Genomic DNA, 18,991 nt, shown 5'->3' with positions numbered 1-18,991 from the left:
AGCTCCCCATTGTCTCAGATTATTCGAGGTCAGGCTTTGTGCTTGTCTGTTTCAAGCGCGGCGAAGTCTTCTTCCGTCACACCAGTGCCAGATTCGCTGCCGGCGCTGAGCTCAGCCGGGCTCGAGGACCCTGACTTCAGAGCAGCCAGGCGCGCCTCAATTTCAGCCTGTTCACCCAGGTCCTCAAGGGACTCAAACTGAGCATCCAGGCTGGAAGCTGCGAGCTCGTTCTGGCCACGAACGCGGGACTCTTCCCGGCGGATCTTCTCCTCGAAGCGGCCAACTTCGGAGGTGGGGTCCATGACGTCAATGGACTTGACCGCGTCATGCACCTGCGACTGGGCGTGAGCGGCCTTGGACCGTGCCACCAGCTCATCGCGCTTGGAGACCAGCTGCTGCCGCTTGGTCTTCATCTGCTCCAGGCCAGTCCGCAGGCGTTCCACAATCTCCCGCTGGGACTGGATAGTAGGCTCAGCGTTCTTCGCGGAGCTCTCAGCATCCAACTGGCGCTGGATCGCGACTTTGGCGAGGTTGTCGAACTTGGCGGCATTCTCATCGTTGTTGTCATTGCGGAAATCATCGGCCTTGCGGGAAGCCGCCAGAGCCTTCTGACCCCAGGAACGCGCAGTATCGATGTCTTCCTTGTAGTCGTCCTCCATCATACGGAGATTGCCGATGGTCTGCGCCACGGCCTCCTCAGCTTCACGAATGTTGTCGGTGAAGTCACGCACCATCTGATCCAGCATCTTTTCCGGATCCTCGGCACGGTCCAGCATCGAGTTGACGTTGGCACGGACCAGCTGGGACATCCGGCCTAAAATGGACTGCTTGGTCACAGTGATCACCTTTCCTTGAGGGGCGTCGACCCATGTCGATCGATCACCTTCACGATACTAACGTCACGTACTGGGATGACATCAGCCCTTGGGTGGATATTTCTCAGTTGGCGAGCAGGCATCAGAAGAACCCCCGACGACGACGCCGCCCATAACCGAACCCGCCGCCGTACCCCATAGGCCGGTGCCCACCGGGATAGCCGAACCCGCCGAAGCCCCCGCCGGTGCCGTACCCGCCACCCATGGACTGCATCTGTGCCGTGGCGGCTTCACGCTCAGCGATCTGGGCGGCCTGGACCGCCAAAGTTTTGGCCTGCTGGGCAAGCTCAACCGCACGTGATGGCTGAGAGTCGCCAATGGTCTGTGCTTCCGTGACGCAGCGTTCAGCCTCTGCCATTCGTGTCCTCGCGGTGGAGGACACTCCATAGCGCCGGGAGCGCAGAAAATCGAGGGAGGACTGGACTTGGTGCCGGGCTGTCAGCAGCTCGTGCTGCAGCATCTCCCGCGCGCGGCGGTCCTGGGCCTGCCGATCACGCACCGAGTTCAGTGGCGCATCCAACTCACGGTGCGCCAGCTCCAGGCGTTGTAACAGTTCCAACGGGTCGATCCGCTCACCTGAGTCTAGAGCGCGTTTTGCCTGGCTCACCGCAGTCTCAGCAGCGGCGATAGGTCCTGCCAGTTCCGGTGCCTGGCCCGCCTGATAGGTGGCCTTAGCCTGAGCCAAGTCCTGCTCCGTCTGGGCAACGCCCACATCGATGTTCTTCGCAGCGCTCTTGAGCCGCTCCTCGGCCTCTTCCATGGATTCCATGAGCCGTTGGGCGTCGGCTGCGGCCTGCTCACCGGAGTGCAGCGCCACGACAGCCTCGGCGGTGTTGGCCTGGTCAATGGCGGCCGAGGCCTGTGCCCGGGACTCCTCGACCGCTTGGAGGCTGGCAGCTGACTGTTGAAGATTGTCACGGTACTGGCGGAGGGCGTCGTCGTTATACCGTTCTGCCAGCCCTGCCAGTGCTGACTCCGCGCGTTCCCGGCGCCCCTGAAGCTTGTGCTGCTGGTCCACCAGTTCCTTCAGCGCGGGACCGGGGTCGCGTTCCAAGTCGCGCAGCTGATCGAACTGGTCCTTGTGGGACTGCAGGGTCTCGTTGACTTGTTCGCAATTCTTGATGATCTTTTTGTACAGGTCGCGAGAGGTGGAGTCTTGGGCACCGTCAGAGGAGTCGACTTGTTGCTGTAAGCGGAATGACTCACTCAGGTGCCGCCTGGCCTGGTCCAGATCCTGCTGAAAAGGGGCGACCTGCTCGTCCCCGTAGGAGGCGGAGGCAAAGAGCAGCTCTTGGTCGCTGGACTGGACCGCATTATCGGCGGCCACAAGCAGCTCACCGGCCTGAAGCCTGAGCTCCTCAGTGGACTTCTGGTCCAGGGGATCACGTTCAAGCTGCTGCTGTGGACCGGAGGAGGGATCCTGGATGAACCGGCGCGTCCGCTTCTTACCCCCAGAGAGGTAGACTGCCCCCACACCGATGAGCGCCAAAATGGCCGCGCCGATGATCAGAGGTCCAACGATCACAGCGCCGGTCGCCACAGGAAGCGTGAACAGGGTTTCTGGCACCATGGTCAGGAGTCTATAGGAGAAGGCGTTGGCGAACATCGGCTAAGGGATTGTCCAGGTAGCCGTGGCAAAGTCATCTGGTTGCTTGTCCGTCACCGTCCTAAGCAGGAGCAGCACACACCCATGTCACAGAACACCAGCGGTGAGTCTCACGACCCGCAGCGTCCATCGTCGCCTGGGCCAAGCGCCCACATCCCCGCACCGGGGGCGCCGATCACCAGGCCCGGGGAGACGGGACCCCAGTCGTTCTCGGCTTCGGCTACCTCAGATCAGACTCAGCCTGCAGAAGGTGCTCAGTCGCCGTACTCGAACGACTTCGGCTCCGGTCCCAACCCGTGGACCCAGCCTCAGGAATCCCAGGACCGACCTCTCAAAGAGCCTAGGCGGGGCATCGGTGTGGGTGGTTTCGCTGCGGGCGTCATCCTCGCCGGGCTGTTGGGTGGTGGCGCGGTCCTCGGTGGCCAGTACGTGCTCGACGACGCAGGCCAAGACTCTGTGGGCACTGGCACCTCCGGGGGAATCGAGATCAACGCCCCTGAGAATGCCACCGCCATTTCCGCAGCAGCTGACGCGGCCGCACCGTCTGTGGTGACTCTCGCTGTTGCCGGTGGAGACGGCGCGGGATCCGGCTCCGGCATCATCCTCGATGATCAGGGTCATGTCCTGACCAACACCCACGTGGTCACCCTCGGAGGCGCCGAGAGCGCCCCTGAGATCCAGGTGCGGCTCTCTGATGGCCGGGTCACCAGCGCCGAAGTGGTGGGCACGGATCCGCTCTCCGATCTCGCGGTGATTCAGCTGGCTGACACTGAGGACCTGGTGCCGGCTGAACTGGGCAGCTCCTCAGACCTCAATGTGGGGGATCAGACCATCGCCATCGGCGCTCCGCTGAACCTCGACGGAACAGTCACCACCGGGATCGTCTCCACCCTGGACCGCACCATCCAGGTAGCCTCAGCGGCGGTCGACACTGAAGACGGTGAGGCCCCCGACGGTTTCTTTGACGAGGACGCCGATGAGCTCCCTGAAGAGCCAGGCCAGCCTGGAGAGCCCGGGGACCCAGAGGAGGAAGACGGATACGGATTCTTCTTCCCAGGCACCAACCCCACAGCACAGCCGATCGCACTGAATGTGATCCAGACCGATGCGGCGATCAACCAGGGCAACTCCGGAGGGGCGCTGGTGGACAGCCAGGGCCGCGTCATCGGAGTCAATGTGGCGATCGCCACCTCCGGCGGTGGCATGTTCGGTTCAGAGGGTGCTGGTTCCATCGGCGTAGGATTCGCCATCCCGATCGACTACGCATCGCGGGTAGCGGAGGACCTCATCGAGCAAGGCGAAGCCTCCCATGGTCTACTCGGGGTGAATGTATACCAGGCGTCATCTGACCCTGAAGTCAACGAACGCAATATTGAAGTGTTCGAAGATGAAGATGGTCAGCCGATTCCCGTAGCCGGGTTCAGTGTCGGCGGCCTGGTCACAGGTGTGGCGCCAGGATCTCCTGCGGAGGACGCCGGAATCCAGGAGGGTGACATCATCCAAGAGGTCGAAGGCCGCCGGATCGAGGACGCCAACAACCTCACCGCGATCATCCGTGAGTACCGCGAAAATGACACGATCACCCTTTCCGTCATGCGCGACGGGGAAACAACCGAGGTAGAGGTCACCCTGACCTCCATGTGATCCCGTTGATGACGACGCCGCCGGCTCCCTCCTCCCGCCTCTGCTCACCTGCTGAGCTCATGGCAGAGCTAGACCTGCACAAGGTGCTCGCCGTGTCAGCGCACCCGGATGACATTGACTTCGGAAGCGCGGCGACGATCGCTGCGCTCACCGATGCTGATGTTGAGGTGAGCTTGTGCATGCTCACCACCGGGGACGCTGGCGGGTTTGATCCCGGCCGGAACGCTGAAGAGACGAGCCGGCTCAGGCAAGCCGAGCAGGAGGCGGCTGCGGACGTCGTCGGGATCTCTGAGGTGTTGGTGCTGGACGAACGTGACGGCTTCGTCCAGCCCACGCACAAGCTGGTGGGGGATCTAGTGCGCGTGATGCGTCAGACCCGGCCCCAGGCAGTGTTGAGCTTCCACCCGGAGCGCGCATGGGACCGACTGCAGAAAGCTCATCCGGACCATCTGGCCACCGGCGAAGCTGTGGTGCGGGCAGCGTATCCGTATGTGGAGAACCCCTTTGCGTACCCGGAGCTAGAGGCAGCTGGGCTACCTGCCTTTAAGATCCAGCACTTGCTGCTGATGGGTTCACCAGCAGAGCGGGTGAACCTGCGGGTGGATGTGACCGGATACCAGGACCGGAAGCTCGCTGCCCTGGGCCGGCATTTCAGTCAGCACCGTGACGCTGAGCGGATGCGCGAGTTCGTCACCGACCAGCTGCAGACCACTCATGGTGCTGGCGGGTACGCCGAAGAGTTCCATCACGTGATCGTCAACGACCCCGCGACCATTTCCGGTTTCTAGTCCAGCGGAAGCTGGGCCACGATTTCGCCCTGGGGGCGTTCCTCACCGCGAACTTCCTCCACCGTGACAAGTAGCGCCTGGTGCTGGGCTAAGTTGTTGATGTCGATGACTTCACCTTCTAGCTGGTCGGCGGTGAAGTTGCCTATGGAGGCGGGTTCACCGGCACCGCGGGGCAGCAGCCACAGCTGGTAGGTCTGGTCACCTTCGGTGCTGGGCACGTCCTCGAACTGAACGTAGCCAACATCCTCGGTGGGGGCCAGGACTGCGTCAATAGTGCCGCCCTGCTCCATCTGGTAGTCCTCCACCAGTGACGCGTCCGGGTCTGCATCGGCGATGGCCTGAACATCACGGGGCACGGTGAACTGCCAAATGACCAGGGCCCCGATCAGCACAATCGCCACGAACCCGGCAATGAACATCCATTTCTTGACCACTGGCTTACGGCGTTCGTCCTCACCAGTGTGATTGGAGATGTCTTCCACCAGCGATACTCCGACCTCTTGACCGCCGAGACCCTCAAGGAGTTCCTCCAGCAGGGTGGACGGAGGCGCTACTGGATCGGAGGCGAAGATCTCAGCCAGCGTCCGCCGTGCTGCCAGGACCCGAGTCTCCCACTGCTGGACTTCCTCAGGTGAGGCCGTCAGCGCCTTCTCATCCAGAAGGGCGCGTTCTGCATCATCCACCGCGTCCAGTGCGTAGAGCTCGGCGAGCTCCACTAGCAGGCCTTTATCCAGGTCGGCTGCGATCTGGTTTGAGAAGTTGCGGTTCACACCCCCGGAGCGTTCCAGATCTTCCTTGGTGACAGCGGCGCGCAGGATCGGGTCCGTGCCGGTGTCCCGGGCTTCGCGTTGGCTGTGCAGACGCGTCATCGCATCGCGCAGCCTGGATTTGATGGAGGGCACCGCTGCGCCGACCGTTTCGGCCACCTCCTGGTGGGGGATTCCGGCCAAGAAGGTCAGCGCCAGTGCCTGGGCCTGAGAGTCGGACAGCGCCAGCAGATCCTCCAGCACCTCTTCGGGGAGACCGGCGACGCCGCCCCCCTCACTTTGCGGCACGGGGGTTAGTGGGATCGGGCTGGTGGTGCGGTCACGGAAGCGCTCCACAAAGATCCGGTGCGTCAGCGGGATGAGCCATTCCAGTACCAACTCATACTCATTGGGTCGGTAGCTGGGGTTCTCCGGGCTGACGTCTGCGAACTCCTCAGTCAGCAGCTGGGAGGCGTGAGTCTGCAGTCGGAGGTCACGGGCCCGAGCATCAGCCTGGTCCCACAGGTGCCGGTAGACGGCGATCGTCGAGGAGTGTGCATGGTCGTACTCGGCGTGCATGATGAGCGCCAACCCATAGACCACATCGGCGGTGGCATCAAAGAAGGCAGAGAATGCCGCCTGATCGCCCTGCGCAGTGCTTGTCAGCAGATCAGTCAGTGTGGGCTCTTCGGTCTGCTGGTGGTGATCAAGTTCCACCGGTGTTTCGGCGACCGGTGCGGCCTCTTGGGGGGAGGTCGCCTCATCGCGGCGGGGAGTCTCGCTCATAGCCCTGAGTCTAGTCAGCGGACCTGAATGCTGAGGCGACCAACACCCACCCAGAGCCGTGCAACTCCGGGCGCTAAGCTCACACAGCGTCGCGGAAGCTGTATTGCCGCCAGGCCTCATAGACGGCAATGGACACCGAGTTGGCGAGGTTGAGGCTGCGCCGCCCGGGAAGCATGGGTATGCGTACTGTCCCTGTCAGGCGCGGATCCGCTTTGACGCATTCGTCCAGACCCGTGGACTCCCGGCCGAAGAGCAGGATGTCACCGGGCTGGTAGCTGACCTCAGTGTGGGCGATGGTGCCTTCTCCGGTGAAAGCGAAGATCCGTGCGGCGGCCGTCTCACCGGCGGCAAAGGGAGTGTCCCGCTTAGAGGAGACACCAAGGTGTGCATAGGCGGACTCGAGGTTCTCATGTTCGGTCATCACAGCGAGGTCGTGATAGTCCAAACCGGCCCGCTTGAGTTTTGCGTCGGAGAAGTCGAACAATGTGGGTCCGGCGATGTGCAGCTCAAATCCGGTGACGGCAGCGAGCCGGATGATGTTGCCGGTGTTGCCGGGAATCTCCGGCTGGTCCAGCACAATGCGCAGCCCTGCCCCGCTCATGTGTCGTCCGGAACAGCGAGTCTGCTGCGCAGTGCTGCCATGAGGTGACGGTTGACCACATTCGCCTGGTCGGATTCGGAGAGCACATTGACCAGATGGCCTATGGCGCGCCCAGCAGCCAGGGGCATGTGCCCGCGTCGTCCCGCCCCTTGGGGCTCGACTACTGGGTGAAAAAGGTCCCCGTCGGCGGCGATCAGCACATGCTGCCAGTCGGTGGTGATGGCACCGTCGTCAACGCCTACTGACCGCAGCTGACGGTTCAGATTGTTGCGCAGCAGCTTTGTCGCCGTGGCAAGGTCGGGCAGGGCCACGCTCCTGCCGGCGGCGCGCAAGGCCCGTCCATCCCAGGAGGCTGTGGAGCCCGGCACTTCAAGCCCGCTGACCAGTACCAGAGTCGACCCGCAAATCAGCACATGGTCCACATAATCGGAGCTCTTCGGCACCCGCGGCTCACCCTTGCGGTCAAGCTTGGGTGCTTCGAGGGCGACGTCGTTGAAGAGCCTGGCTGCAGGAAGCGCGCTGAGCACGTGCTTCTCCAACAGGCTGGAGGTACGGAGCTGACGGCGCCGGGCCCGGCCACCGAACAAGCCCCGGGACTCGAATCCGCCGTGGATCTTTTGGCTGGTCAGGGTGAGGTTCAGCGGCTCAGGCTGCGATAGCGGCGGTATGTAGAGGGGCGGCTGATCCGCGCTGGGGGAGCGGGACGTCGACCTGCGACGAGTCCGGGTCTCTGAAGGGCGGGAGCCGGTCCCGCGGGAGGCCTCGCTGCGCGAATAGGTGAACCCGGTGCCCTCTCCGGTGGGGGCAGGCGTGGACGCTGAGGGTGCGGAGCCGGTGCGGCGGCGTCGTCGGTCATATTCTGCGCGGTCCTCCGGTGATCCGAGAACGTCCCAGGCGGCTTGGATTTGGTGGAATTTCTCCGCTGTGCCACCCCGGTCAGGGTGGTGTTCCCGGGCAGCGCGCCGGTACGCGGCACGTATGACTTGGGGCTCGTCGTCAGGCGCCACGCCCAGCACTGTGTAGAAGTCCGGCTCATTCATCAGAGATACAAGATTACCGCGCGTAGAATCGGCAGTGATGTCCCGCTACTTCGATCACGCCGCCACTACCCCCGTGAAACCCACTGCGGTGCAGGTGCTCACCGAGCAGATGCCGCTGCTCGCCAACCCCTCTTCGCTGCACGGATCCGGGCGACGAGCGCGCCTGGCTGTGGATTCTGCGCGGTCACAACTTGCGGCCGCTGCTGGCGCCGATCCTTCCGAGGTGATCTTTACCTCAGGTGGCACGGAGGCTGACAATTTGGCGCTGAAAGGGCTCTACTGGCAGCGCCAGGCCGGGGATCCACGGCGGCGCCGCATCCTGTTGCCCGGCACCGAGCACCACGCAGTACTGGACACCGCGGAGTGGATTGAGGCCCAGCATGGTGCCGAACTTGTCATGATCCCGGTGGACAGCGAAGGCCTGGTCGACATGACCGCGCTGGCCACGTTGCTTCACGATGATCCGGAATCGATCGCTCTGGTGACGGTGATGTGGGCCAATAACGAGGTCGGCACTGTTCAGCCGATAGCGGCGATTGGCCGGCTCTGCGCTGAGGCGGAAGTTCCCTTTCACACTGACGCGGTGCAGGCGTTTGGCTCGCTGCCGGTCAGTTTCGCAGAATCTGGAGCCTCCACCATGGCGTTGAGCGGACACAAAATCGGTGCCCCTGTGGGGATCGGCGCGTTGCTGGTGCGCAGGGATGTGAAGCTGGTTCCGGTGCTCCATGGCGGTGGGCAGGAGCGTGATATTCGTTCCGGCACGCTGGACGCACCAGGAATCTGTGCGTTCGGTGCCGTGGCGGAGGAGACGGTGGCACAGATCCGCACCGAGGCGGGCCGACTCACAGGATTGCGGAATCAGCTCTTGGAAGCTGTGGTGGGTTTGGACGGAGTGCGGCTCTGCGGCCCGGATCCTAGGAAGGCGCCCGAGCTGAGGATGCCTAACAATCTGCACATTGCTGTAGATGGCGCTGAGGGCGATTCGCTGCTGTTCATGCTTGATATGGCCGGGTTCGACACCGCCACCGGTTCAGCGTGCACTGCCGGAGTCCCGCGGCCTTCTCATGTGCTCTTATCTATGGGGCTCAGCGAATCTCAGGCCCGCGGCGCGCAGAGGTTCTCCCTGGGGTGGACTACAACGGAGAACGACGTCGCCGCGCTCGCGGAGGCCCTGCCGGGGATTATTGCCCGCTCGCGCACCGCTGGCCTTGCCGCAGACACGCCCCGCTCCGCCGGCAAACGATAAGTTAGTGCCATGGCGCACCAAGAACATCCCGCTGTTGAACGAGTTTTGGCTGATCTTGCCGAACACGGTCTAGAGCCTGAAGTGACCTGGTTCGACGACGCCGTCACCACTGCTCAGAGCGCCGCTGACGCTTTGGGCGTTGAGGTGGGGCAGATCGCCAACTCTTTAGTTTTCACCCTTCACGATGAACCCGTGCTGGTGCTGACCTCTGGTGCGCACCGAGTTGACACCGAGTGGTTGGGGGAGCAGCTGGGAGGGACCATCGGCCGGGCCTCCAAGGATGTTGTCCGGCAGGCCACGGGCCAGGTGATCGGCGGTGTCGCTCCAGTCGGGCATACGCACCAGGTTCCGACTTATGTGGACCCAGCGCTCGGTCAATACCAGGAGGTGTGGGCCGCCGCCGGACACCCCAAAACGGTCTTCCCCACCACCTACGATCAACTCCTGCAGGTCACCGGCGGAACTGCCCAAGCTGTCAGACCCAAGACATAAACCATGCGCTAAAGTGGCGTGTATGAAGCGTTGACTCACAGCAATGTCCTGCCTCCGCGGTCTGCAGCCCGGTGGGACTCCTGACGACTTCTAAGGAAGACTGTGACCACGCGCAATTCCCACCATGTTTCGGCGCATCTGCGCGCTGATGGTGTTTCTGTCTCTTTCGGTGAGCACCGTGTATTGACGGATGTTTCTTTTACTGTCGCTTCCGGTGAGTGCGCTGCCATTATCGGTGAAAACGGGACCGGAAAATCGACCCTGCTCCGTGTGCTGGCAGGGGACCTGCCGCCTGACGCGGGGTTTGTCAGGGCTTCAATACCCGCTATGGGTACGCCGAGGCTCGGTCTCCTCCACCAAGAACCTCCTTTCTCTCAGCAGAGCACTGTCGCCCAAGCGTTGGAGGAGGCTGTTGCCCCGGTACGCGCCGCCGAGCGTGAGGTCCAGAAAGCCGCGGAGGCGGTGACTGATCATCCGCAGGGAGGACAGGCTCAGAGGCGCTACTCCTTAGCTTTAGCGGCCGCGGAGAGACTCGGCGTTTGGGAGATCGATGCGCGCATTGAGGCCACTCTCAATGGGCTGGGGCTCAGTGAGGTTCCCCGGACTCGCCCCACGGGAGCAATCTCTGGAGGCCAGCAGGCCCGCCTCTCCCTGGCATGGGTGCTGTTGAATTCTCCAGACTTTCTTCTGCTGGACGAACCCACGAACCATTTGGACGACGACGCCGTTGCCTACCTGCTTTCGGTGCTGAATCAGTGGCAAGGTCCGGTGGTTTTCGCCAGCCATGACAGGGCATTCTTGGATGAGGCGGCCACCACCTTGCTTGATCTGGATCCGTCGCCGCTGCCACAGTCGGTCGCTGGGCCACTGGTAGCGGATGGCACTGGCAGCGGAATCGGTATCACTAGGTTCACTGGCGCCTACACCGAATACTTGCACGCCCGCATGGATGCTCATCAGCGCTGGCAGAAGCGATACCGCGACGAACAGAACGAACTCAAACGGCTGCGGGCCGCTGAACGAAACAGTCACACCGTGGGGCATGCCGACTGGACACCCCGCACCGAAGCTCGCGCTGCAGCAAAATTCTACGCCGACCGCAACGCCAAAGTGGTCTCGCGACGGGTCAACGATGCACGGCGCAGATTGGAGGCTCTGGAGGTGGAACAGATCCGCAAACCACCAAGGCCTCTCAGCTTCGGAGGGTTGGTGACCGAAGACCGCTCCACATCGGGCTTGTCCACTGGTCCTCTTGTGACGGTAGCGAATGCCGCAGTTCGGGGACGGTTGGCTGAGACCTCTCTGAGCGTTGGCGCCGGAGAGAAGTGGCTGATCACCGGCCCTAACGGCGCGGGGAAGTCGACTTTGCTGTCACTGCTTGCTGGTGAGCTGCAACCTACCTCAGGGACGGCTTCTCATTACCAGAGTCCGTGTGTCAGCATGTTGAGGCAAACACACGAGTTGCCTGATTCGCCTGGTCGAGGACCTGGGCGCACAGCGAACCAGATTTACGCCGATGCCGTCGGTGCGCAACACGCCGAGGTAGTTCCACTGGGAACATACGGTCTCCTGCCTGGTCGGGACGAAAACCGTCCGGTCGCTGATCTCAGCGTGGGCCAGCAGCGAAGGTTGTCGTTGGCCATCGTTCTGGCGGATCCGCCGGATCTCCTGCTGCTCGATGAACCCACCAACCACTTCTCCGTTCTCCTCGCTACGCAGGTCGAGGCCGCCATACCGGACTACCCTGGCGCCGTCGTCGTCGCCTCTCATGACCGCTGGCTGCGCCGAATGTGGAAGTGGCGCCATTTGGAGTTGGACACACCTTGACCACCGCCCTGCGGTACGCAAGCCAGGGGCGCCAGTGGCAGTCATTTCTCGCGGTAGCGTGACGCACCATGGATATATCCAACCTCTACGCCTCGTACATCGCGCGCGCCGACGAACTGCTCAACTCATGGGGACTCCGCGGCGAAGTCGTTCAGAACGACACCCTCTGTCTTCAGGTGCCCAGCAACAGCCGGTATGACGAAGTGAAGACTGATCTGCACAAACTCGGAAATCTGATCAGTGAAAGTGAGATTAATGGCCGGTTAATCGCTGTGTTTGAGCTGCAACGTCCGCTGAGATCTCATGGGTGGAGTGTGAGCTTCGTGGAGCTGCCGCAGCCCAAGACCGGAGCTGAAACTGAAGGGGTGAGGCACCTTCAGTTTGTGGTCCGCACAAGTATTGAGAGCTTTCGGGTCAGGTTTCCTCACCTGACGTTCGATCACCGGGGCAATGATCTCAACCGGCTTCTGGAGATCGAGGAGAGCGGAGTGGTGGTCCGATCCCACGACAAAAACATGGGGTCCGTCATTGCTCATGAAGTAGGGCGCTAGTGGTGGTGACGGTGGCGAATTCTCCGTGGAGATTCGTGGCGGTGACCTGCGCCAGCGTGTCAGCGCTGATCACTGTGCCATCCGGAGCTGCGCGGTCGAAGGTATGCGTGGCGTCCAGGGCGAACAGCACGGTGTAGCCGAGATTGCCGCCGACCCGGGCTGTGGTCTCGCAGCAGTGATTGGTAGTGATACCGCAAATGACCACGTCAGCGATCCCTTGACGCCGAAGCCAGGCGTGCAGATCGGGGGACCCGTGGAAGCTGGAATTAACGCTCTTGGTCACCAACAGATCGGGCTCGCCAGTCACCAGCTCCTGGAAGAGGTTTCCTTGGCCATCCGGGTGAAGCGGTGAGCCCGGATCCTTCGAATCATGCCTCACAAAGACAACGGGCCGACTCGCTACTCTCCAATGCTGCAGCAGTGCGGCGATGTTGGACTCACACTCGGGGTTGTTCCGTGTGCCCCAGTAGTCGCTGTCGCCGAAACCTTGCTGGACGTCGATGACGATCAAGGCCGCGCGTCGGGCGCTGTCGGTGATGCTCATGATGCCATTATGCGACGTAGAGGGCGCTGTGATCGCTTCATAGCCCGCGCGGCAGTACACCCATCAACGTCGACGTGAATGCCAACCGCAGAGCATCACCGAGCTCAAGGTGCAGTACGCCCAGGGCAGGGTCTTCCGCGTAAGCTGCCAGCAGGCTGGGTGGGGGCGGGACATAGGTCGACAAGGCGCCTGCCTGGACAAGGCTCATCAGGCAGAACAGCTGCGCGTCGTCACCGAGCTCAGGCAAATGCTGGCGCAAGAGCCCGGACATGGTGGCAAGCCTTGTGAGGGAAGAACGCTTGTGCTGCTTAACTACTTCAATCGATACGTTGTGTTCCAAGACGCCGCCTTGCGCGCCGAAGAGGTCACAGAGCACTACACGGTCCGACAACGAACGACTGAGGACCTCTGCTATCTGTTCCGCTCGCACGTCCAATGCAGCGTGCCCCTCGACGTGGGAAGACAGGTCCTGCTCCAGCTCCTTGAGCCAGCTTCCCAAGAAGTCGTCCAGCAGTTCGAGTAAGACCGCTTCGCGCGACTCGAAGTATCGCAGGACGTTGGACTTGGCTAAACCTACCCGCCGACTGAGCTCATTGAGGCTCACTTCCGCCACGGGCATCTCTTCGAGCATGGCTGATGCCGTATCCAAGATCGCCTGGCGCCGGATCCGCCGTTGCTCCTCGCTTCGTGCTCGTTGGAAAGTCACGCCCCCAGTCTAATTTAGAGACCGCCGGTCGCTTGACAAAAGACCACCAGTCTCTTAAGTTTAGTGATAACAGACCGGCAGTACTTTAGGAGACAAAATGAGTGAAAACTGGACCGAGCAGAACATCCCCGATCAGCACGGTCGAGTGGCGGTCGTCACCGGTGCCAATACCGGTCTGGGCTTCGAAACCGCCCGGATGCTCGCCATGCGCGGAGCCACGGTGGTACTAGCCGTCCGCGACCTCGACAAGGGCAAGCAAGCAGCAGACCGTATCAAAGGTGACGTGAGCGTCCAGGCCCTTGACCTGACCTCACTGGATTCAATTCGCGCAGCGGCGGCTGACCTACGCATCAGCCACCCACGCATCGACCTACTGATCAACAATGCAGGGATCATGTACACCCCGAGAAAGACCACCGCCGATGGATTCGAGCTGCAATTCGGAACCAATCACCTTGGCCACTTCGCACTCACGGGCCTGTTGCTGGAGCAACTTCTGCCCGTGCCCGGGTCGCGGGTCGTCACGGTCAGCAGCACCGGCCACCGGATCCGAGCGGCTATCCACTTTGATGATCTGCAGTGGGAGCATTCATACAGCCGGGTGGCGGCCTACGGCCAAGCTAAGCTCGCCAACTTGATGTTCACATACGAGCTACAACGCCGACTCACCCCGCATGGCACTACCGTTGCCATGGCTGCCCACCCTGGGGTGTCAAACACCGAACTTGTTCGCCATGCACCGGCCGCGCTGCGCATACCAGTCAACTGGCTGGCCCCACTGCTCACACAAAAGGCCGAAATGGGCGCACTGCCCACCCTCCGTGCCGCCACCGACCCGACGGCGCTCGGTGGCCAGTACTACGGTCCCGGCAATCGTGGTGAGGTGAGGGGCTACCCGAAGGTAGTCGCCTCCAGTCCTGACTCTCACGACCAGGTTGCCCAGCAGCGACTGTGGGCGGTCTCTGAAGACTTGACCGGAGTGGCTTTTCCTATAGCGGCGACGTCGCCGCACTGATATGCGTCTCGCAGAGGTCAGATACCTTGGAGAGATGAGCGATCTGATGGAGTATTCGGCAGGCATGAAGAAACAGTTCACGGCCACCGGGTATGTGGTGAACGAAGACCGTACCCGGATGCTCATGATCTTCCACAAGACGCTGCGGTGCTGGCTTCCGCCAGGCGGGCACGTGGATCCTGACGAGTACCCAGGAGATGCCGCCGTCCGTGAGGTATTCGAAGAGACGGGGGTCCACGCCCGGCACGCCGGAGCGCACACCATGGCTCTGACCCTGGATGACCCAACGGAAGTCCAGCTACCAACGCCCTTCGCCATGTCGGCCCAGCTCATTCCGGAGTCCCATAAGGATGTTGAGCACATCCATATGGACGCGATGTACCTCTTAGTTGCTGAGGATGATGCAGAGCTCATAGTGCTGGAATCAGAGGTTCAGGACGTCCGGTGGTTCACCAAGAATGAGGTCCTTCAACAGGCTGAGACCAAGGACAGTGTGCGGACCTTCGCCCAAAAACAGCTTATTGAGGCCTAGAGAGGTGGACGTGATCTGGGAGGCAGAGAAGAAGCTACGGGGCACTGACTATCTGCGGCGAGGGAATCGGCGTCAACAGGAAGCCGCCGAGACGCTCGATTCACTAAGCATCGACACCCTCACCGGAGTGAAGGAATGGGCTCTGGCAGGCACCATCCCGTTGGACATCGACCTGCCGGAATCCGACCTCGACATCCTGATCTCTACGACCGATCCCGAATCCGTCCGAGACGACCTTGCCTCACGTTTCGCCCACATGCCGGCGTTCGCGGTGTGGCCACACGGAAAAGAACCCGGCGCCTGGTGTGTGGCGTTTCAGTCTGAGTCCTATCCCATCGAACTCTTCATCCACACCACAGCCATCCGCGAGCAAAGGGCATACCGTCACATGGTCGTGGAGTACGTTCTGCTCGAACGCTTGGGCTCCAGTTTCCAATCACACATCAGAAGTCTCAAAGCATCAGGACTCAAGACGGAGCCAGCATTCGCTGAAGCTCTCGGGCTCGACGGCGACCCCTACCTCGCCTTGCTGGAGGTGGACCTCTAGCGTTTGCGGGGCGTGGTGGCCAGCACACACACCAGCGCGGCAAGGAAGAAAAATGGCACCAGGATGACGTCCGCGATTGCGACACTTGGCCACAGCTCCCCGAACGCCTGCCAGCGGGCCACCGTCTGCCCGGTGAAGTCGCTCAGCTCAAGAATCACGGCCCCTGCATAGGCACCCACCGCACCCACAAGCAGGAAGCCCCCGACGCCACGGACCACCCCCACAGGACTGGGCATCATGAACGCAGCGACCACACACAGCCCGCTGGCAACCAAGAACAGTGGCGCCAAGACCAGAGATTCCGCGAACCCAGGGACATCCCTGATGACACCATTGATGGTGCTCTGAACTGCGGTAGCCCATCCCGACCCGAAACTGGCCTGAGCCCACACCGACAACACGAGAACGGACCCAAGGCTTGCCCAGATCGCCAAACAAAGGGTCAGGACCACGCCCAAGCACCCTCCAGATCTGCGTCGAGGCTCCCGCTCCCGCTGGTAATGATCCTGGTGCTGCGGCGGGAGCGCACCCGGAATCGGCTCGTAAGGAGCGGCAGCAGCTGGCATCGGATACGGTTCCGCTGAAGGGTACGCCGGATAAGGTCGAGTAGCGTCTTCCTCAAGCAGAGGGGCATCCTCCCAGGACGGCTGCGGAGGCCGGTGGTGCGCAGAACTTGAGAACGCCTCCTCCTCCGGCATCGGCGGCATACGCCGGGTGGCATCAGGTTCTTCTGGCGTTCGCGCGCTCGTCATCCGTTGCCGCCTCCTCAGGCTTCCATCTGGTCAGTCAGCGCATCGGCAGTGTCCCGCAGCCGACTCCACGTACGCATAAACTCGCCTTCGCTCAACTCGCCAATCGCTCGCTGATCGGAGACCCCGTAACCCGCCACAGTGAAAGCTGATAACGACGACGCCGACATTCCCAGCCGCTGCCAGGGACCAGTCAGACGCGCCGCAAGTTGGGAGACCTCCGGTAGTTGCGGTGAAGATCCGGACCCCCGCGGACGCAGCAGCCCAGACCATAGGGAGGCTCCCGCCTCCACGAGTTCGGCCGCCCGCTCCCAGTCAGCGGAGCCAGCTTGATGCACAGGCATCACAAAACCATCTGCCTTGGTTTCTCGGCGACTGAAAAAATCCTCCACATGCTCAGCCTCGACGATCTGCCCGCAGTCGAAGATGACCTCCTCCACGCCGGAGCCCCGCAACGCATCTACCACCGCGCGGAACATGCCCCGGGTCTCGTCGCGCCCCAAAGCCCGTATGGTCCGGTACCCACTCACGGTGGGGACCGACCCAGTGCGGACCGCACGGTAGTCCGGTTCCTGGAGCACCACGCTCAACGACTCCGGGCCTACAGATCGCCGCACATGCTGAATATGCTCGGCCACACCAGCGGCCAAGGAGTGGGTCAGGTCCCGCCGCGCACCATGGTCCATGAGCGCTTTCTCCCCGTTGGGGAGGTGCAACTTGGCTGACAGTGACACAGGCCCCAGCACCTCAAGGTGCAACGGACTGAGAACTCCACCACTCTCCTCCTTGGCGCCGCGAACATCGGCAAGCGTGTCTACATCGGAGGTCAGCAGCGCAGTGCAGCGCTGATGGTCGGCTCCTGGACGCTGAACCAGCCGCCAACCATAAGAGGTCAGCTCCGCGTGGAGCTCCGTCAGGTGAGCTACCGCCCGGCCAAGCTGGGTGCCGTGGTGCCCGCGGGCGGGAAGCTCAGGAAGTGCCCCCATATGCGGGGGAGCCAGCTCAGGCTCAACCAGCTCAGCGGCTCGCCGGAAATCAGGGCCGGGCATTGTTGCCGGCGCAACGGATCGGACCATCACAGCAGGACTCTTCACAATCTGCTCACGTCTGGTTCGCCCAGTCGAAAGGCGCCTCGGGGTCGTTGTCCTGAGGTGGGGGAGAGTGCTCGGAAATGGCTTGGTGGTGGCGAATGACTTCCTCAATAATGAAGTTCAAGAACTTCTCTGCGAAGTCCGGGTCCAAATGAGCTTCTGCAGCCAACCGCTTCAAACGGTCAATCTGAGACTTCTCGCGGCCTGGGTCTGCTGGTGGCAGCTTGTGTTTGGCCTTCAACACCCCAACCCGCTGTGTGGCTTTGAACCGCTCAGCTAGTAAATGCACCAGCGCGGCGTCGATGTTGTCAATCGACGAGCGCATTGTCAGCAGTTCGGCCATGATCTCTGGGTCGACGTACTTGGCGGCATCGCCCGCCCGCGGGTCAGTGCTCATGAGGCAAGCTTACTGATTGAAGCGCCTAGCCTCAGACCGGCTGATAATTCTTGGACCGTGCCGTGTCGATGGTGGCCTGACCGAGCACACGGCTTCCCTGATACATCACTGCGGTCTGACCGGGAGCCACACCCTTGAGTGGTTCCATCAGCTCTACCACCAGCCGCGGGGCGTCGTCGTCCTGCTCCACGCGGGCGCGGGCCGGCACTGGATCCGCATGTGCGCGGATCTGAAGCTCAATCCCGAACCACGTGCCGGTCGCGGCTTCAGCCACTGGTAAGCCTGCCCAGGAGAGCCTAATGCCCGTGATCAGATCAATGTCGAGCAGTTCCTGTGATCCGGCCACCACAGTGTTCTCCTTGGGGCGGATCTCCAGGACGAACCTGGGCTTGCCGTCTGGAGCGGGCCGGCCCAGCTTCAGCCCCCGCCGCTGGCCCACCGTGTAGGCCTGGGCGCCGTCGTGCTCGCCGATTTGGTTGCCTTCAGAGTCCAGAATCGGTCCGGAGGTCATATCGATCTGTTCAGCCAGCCAACCACGAGTATCACCGTCAGGGATGAAGCAGATGTCGTGGGAGTCAGGCTTCTGGGCCACCGAGAGGCCACGCTCAGCGGCCTCCGCTCGCACCAGATCCTTGGAAGGCGTCTCACCCAGCGGGAACATGCAGTGGGCAAGCTGCTGGTCGTTCAGTACGCCCAGCACATATGACTGGTCCTTAGTCCACGTGGCCGCGCGGTGAAGCTCCCGGGAGCCCTCATGCCCCTCAATGATCTTGGCGTAGTGACCAGTGGCCACGGCGTCGAACCCCAACGCGATTGCCTTGTCCAGCAGCGCCTCAAATTTGATCTTCTCATTGCACCGCATGCACGGGTTGGGGGTCCGGCCAGCTGCATATTCGGCAATGAAGTCATCCACCACATCAGCTTTGAATCGTTCCGAGAAATCCCACACATAGAAGGGAATGCCCAGCTTCTCGCAGGCACGCCACGCATCTGAGGAATCTTCAATCGTGCAGCAACCCCGGGATCCGGTGCGCAGTGTCCCGGGCATGCGGGACAGGGCAAGGTGCACTCCGACCACTTCATGGCCAGCATCGACAGCGCGCGCTGCGGCAACGGCGGAGTCGACCCCGCCTGACATGGCTGCAAGGACTTTCATGTTTACCTACGGTACGGATAGAGGGCTGATGCGACAACAGCCCCTTACAACC

General features: G+C 62.1%; 20 protein-coding genes. 9 read left to right on the top strand and 11 right to left on the bottom strand.

Annotation, left to right across the window (positions count from 1 at the left end):
* Positions 1–29: 29 nt before the first annotated feature.
* Positions 30–836, bottom strand: a complete 807-nt coding sequence (locus FEF26_RS01890) for a PspA/IM30 family protein (protein ID WP_138251838.1) — start codon at positions 834–836, stop codon at positions 30–32.
* A 121-nt stretch (positions 837–957) separates the two neighbouring features.
* Positions 958–2,445: a coiled-coil domain-containing protein gene (locus FEF26_RS01885; RefSeq protein WP_138251837.1), complete on the bottom strand. Its 1,488-nt coding sequence runs from the start codon at positions 2,443–2,445 to the stop codon at positions 958–960.
* A gap of 120 nt (positions 2,446–2,565) precedes the next feature.
* Here FEF26_RS01885 and FEF26_RS01880 point away from each other — a divergent pair, with 120 nt between their 5' ends.
* Entirely contained in the window at positions 2,566–4,125 is a 1,560-nt protein-coding gene (locus FEF26_RS01880; protein ID WP_138251836.1) for a S1C family serine protease, read from the top strand.
* 8 nt (positions 4,126–4,133) lie between these two features.
* Positions 4,134–4,913: a PIG-L deacetylase family protein gene (locus tag FEF26_RS01875; RefSeq protein WP_424991714.1), complete on the top strand. Its 780-nt coding sequence runs from the start codon at positions 4,134–4,136 to the stop codon at positions 4,911–4,913.
* On the opposite strand, the gene FEF26_RS01870 is transcribed toward FEF26_RS01875, so the two are convergent.
* From FEF26_RS01870 to FEF26_RS01860, 3 genes are all read right to left on the bottom strand, one after another.
* Positions 4,910–6,445 carry an anti-sigma factor domain-containing protein gene (locus FEF26_RS01870; protein ID WP_166432873.1) on the bottom strand — a complete coding sequence of 512 codons (1,536 nt, stop codon included), beginning with the start codon at positions 6,443–6,445 and terminating at the stop codon, positions 4,910–4,912. The genes FEF26_RS01875 and FEF26_RS01870 overlap by 4 nt on opposite strands.
* Before the next feature lie 79 nt (positions 6,446–6,524).
* Entirely contained in the window at positions 6,525–7,046 is a 522-nt protein-coding gene (locus tag FEF26_RS01865) for a tRNA (cytidine(34)-2'-O)-methyltransferase (protein ID WP_138251834.1), read from the bottom strand.
* Positions 7,043–8,086: a J domain-containing protein gene (locus tag FEF26_RS01860; protein WP_138251833.1), complete on the bottom strand. Its 1,044-nt coding sequence runs from the start codon at positions 8,084–8,086 to the stop codon at positions 7,043–7,045. The genes FEF26_RS01865 and FEF26_RS01860 overlap by 4 nt, the downstream gene beginning before the upstream one ends.
* A 37-nt stretch (positions 8,087–8,123) precedes the next feature.
* Here FEF26_RS01860 and FEF26_RS01855 point away from each other — a divergent pair, with 37 nt between their 5' ends.
* From FEF26_RS01855 to FEF26_RS01840, 4 genes are all read left to right on the top strand, one after another.
* Positions 8,124–9,332: a cysteine desulfurase family protein gene (locus FEF26_RS01855; protein ID WP_138251832.1), complete on the top strand. Its 1,209-nt coding sequence runs from the start codon at positions 8,124–8,126 to the stop codon at positions 9,330–9,332.
* 9 nt (positions 9,333–9,341) lie between these two features.
* Complete coding sequence (locus tag FEF26_RS01850) at positions 9,342–9,824, top strand: YbaK/EbsC family protein (RefSeq protein WP_138251831.1); 483 nt, start codon at positions 9,342–9,344, stop codon at positions 9,822–9,824.
* Between the two features lie 102 nt (positions 9,825–9,926).
* Positions 9,927–11,651, top strand: coding sequence for an ABC-F family ATP-binding cassette domain-containing protein (locus tag FEF26_RS01845; RefSeq protein ID WP_138251830.1), 1,725 nt, complete (start codon positions 9,927–9,929; stop codon positions 11,649–11,651).
* A 68-nt stretch (positions 11,652–11,719) separates the two neighbouring features.
* Positions 11,720–12,202, top strand: a complete 483-nt coding sequence (locus tag FEF26_RS01840; protein WP_138251829.1) for a VOC family protein — start codon at positions 11,720–11,722, stop codon at positions 12,200–12,202.
* On the opposite strand, the gene FEF26_RS01835 is transcribed toward FEF26_RS01840, so the two are convergent.
* Both FEF26_RS01835 and FEF26_RS01830 read right to left on the bottom strand, forming a co-directional pair.
* Positions 12,177–12,746: a cysteine hydrolase family protein gene (locus FEF26_RS01835; RefSeq protein ID WP_138251828.1), complete on the bottom strand. Its 570-nt coding sequence runs from the start codon at positions 12,744–12,746 to the stop codon at positions 12,177–12,179. The two genes, FEF26_RS01840 and FEF26_RS01835, sit on opposite strands and share 26 nt — an antisense overlap.
* Before the next feature lie 37 nt (positions 12,747–12,783).
* Positions 12,784–13,452, bottom strand: coding sequence for a TetR/AcrR family transcriptional regulator (locus FEF26_RS01830; RefSeq protein WP_138251827.1), 669 nt, complete (start codon positions 13,450–13,452; stop codon positions 12,784–12,786).
* A gap of 97 nt (positions 13,453–13,549) precedes the next feature.
* Between FEF26_RS01830 and FEF26_RS01825 the strand changes: the two genes are divergently transcribed.
* From FEF26_RS01825 to FEF26_RS01815, 3 genes are read left to right on the top strand one after another with little or no spacing between them, the layout of a single operon-like run.
* A complete protein-coding gene (locus FEF26_RS01825) occupies positions 13,550–14,467 on the top strand; it encodes an SDR family NAD(P)-dependent oxidoreductase (protein WP_138251826.1) in 918 nt (305 codons plus the stop codon).
* Between the two features lie 34 nt (positions 14,468–14,501).
* The gene (locus tag FEF26_RS01820; RefSeq protein WP_166432872.1) at positions 14,502–14,999 is read left to right on the top strand and encodes an NUDIX hydrolase; all 498 of its coding nucleotides are present in this window, start codon (positions 14,502–14,504) and stop codon (positions 14,997–14,999) included.
* A gap of 10 nt (positions 15,000–15,009) precedes the next feature.
* Positions 15,010–15,546, top strand: coding sequence for a DUF4269 domain-containing protein (locus tag FEF26_RS01815; RefSeq protein ID WP_166432871.1), 537 nt, complete (start codon positions 15,010–15,012; stop codon positions 15,544–15,546).
* Here the strand turns inward: FEF26_RS01815 and FEF26_RS01810 are convergent.
* The 4 genes from FEF26_RS01810 to mnmA are packed head-to-tail and all read right to left on the bottom strand — an operon-like array spanning position 15,543 to position 18,939.
* The gene (locus tag FEF26_RS01810) at positions 15,543–16,298 is read right to left on the bottom strand and encodes a hypothetical protein (protein WP_138251823.1); all 756 of its coding nucleotides are present in this window, start codon (positions 16,296–16,298) and stop codon (positions 15,543–15,545) included. The genes FEF26_RS01815 and FEF26_RS01810 overlap by 4 nt on opposite strands.
* Before the next feature lie 14 nt (positions 16,299–16,312).
* On the bottom strand, positions 16,313–17,371 hold the full coding sequence (locus FEF26_RS01805; protein ID WP_138251822.1) for a uroporphyrinogen decarboxylase/cobalamine-independent methonine synthase family protein: 1,059 nt from the start codon (positions 17,369–17,371) through the stop codon (positions 16,313–16,315).
* Between the two features lie 25 nt (positions 17,372–17,396).
* Positions 17,397–17,783, bottom strand: coding sequence for a chorismate mutase (locus FEF26_RS01800; RefSeq protein ID WP_138251821.1), 387 nt, complete (start codon positions 17,781–17,783; stop codon positions 17,397–17,399).
* Positions 17,784–17,814: 31 nt separating this feature from the next.
* The gene (gene mnmA, locus FEF26_RS01795) at positions 17,815–18,939 is read right to left on the bottom strand and encodes a tRNA 2-thiouridine(34) synthase MnmA (RefSeq protein WP_138251820.1); all 1,125 of its coding nucleotides are present in this window, start codon (positions 18,937–18,939) and stop codon (positions 17,815–17,817) included.
* Positions 18,940–18,991: the final 52 nt, after the last annotated feature.

Origin of the sequence: Nesterenkonia salmonea (assembly GCF_005771525.1) — a bacterium.
Classification (GTDB): domain Bacteria; phylum Actinomycetota; class Actinomycetes; order Actinomycetales; family Micrococcaceae; genus Nesterenkonia; species Nesterenkonia salmonea.
Note: the sequence above shows the minus strand (reverse complement) of the source record. Positions and strands in the feature narration are given on the sequence as shown.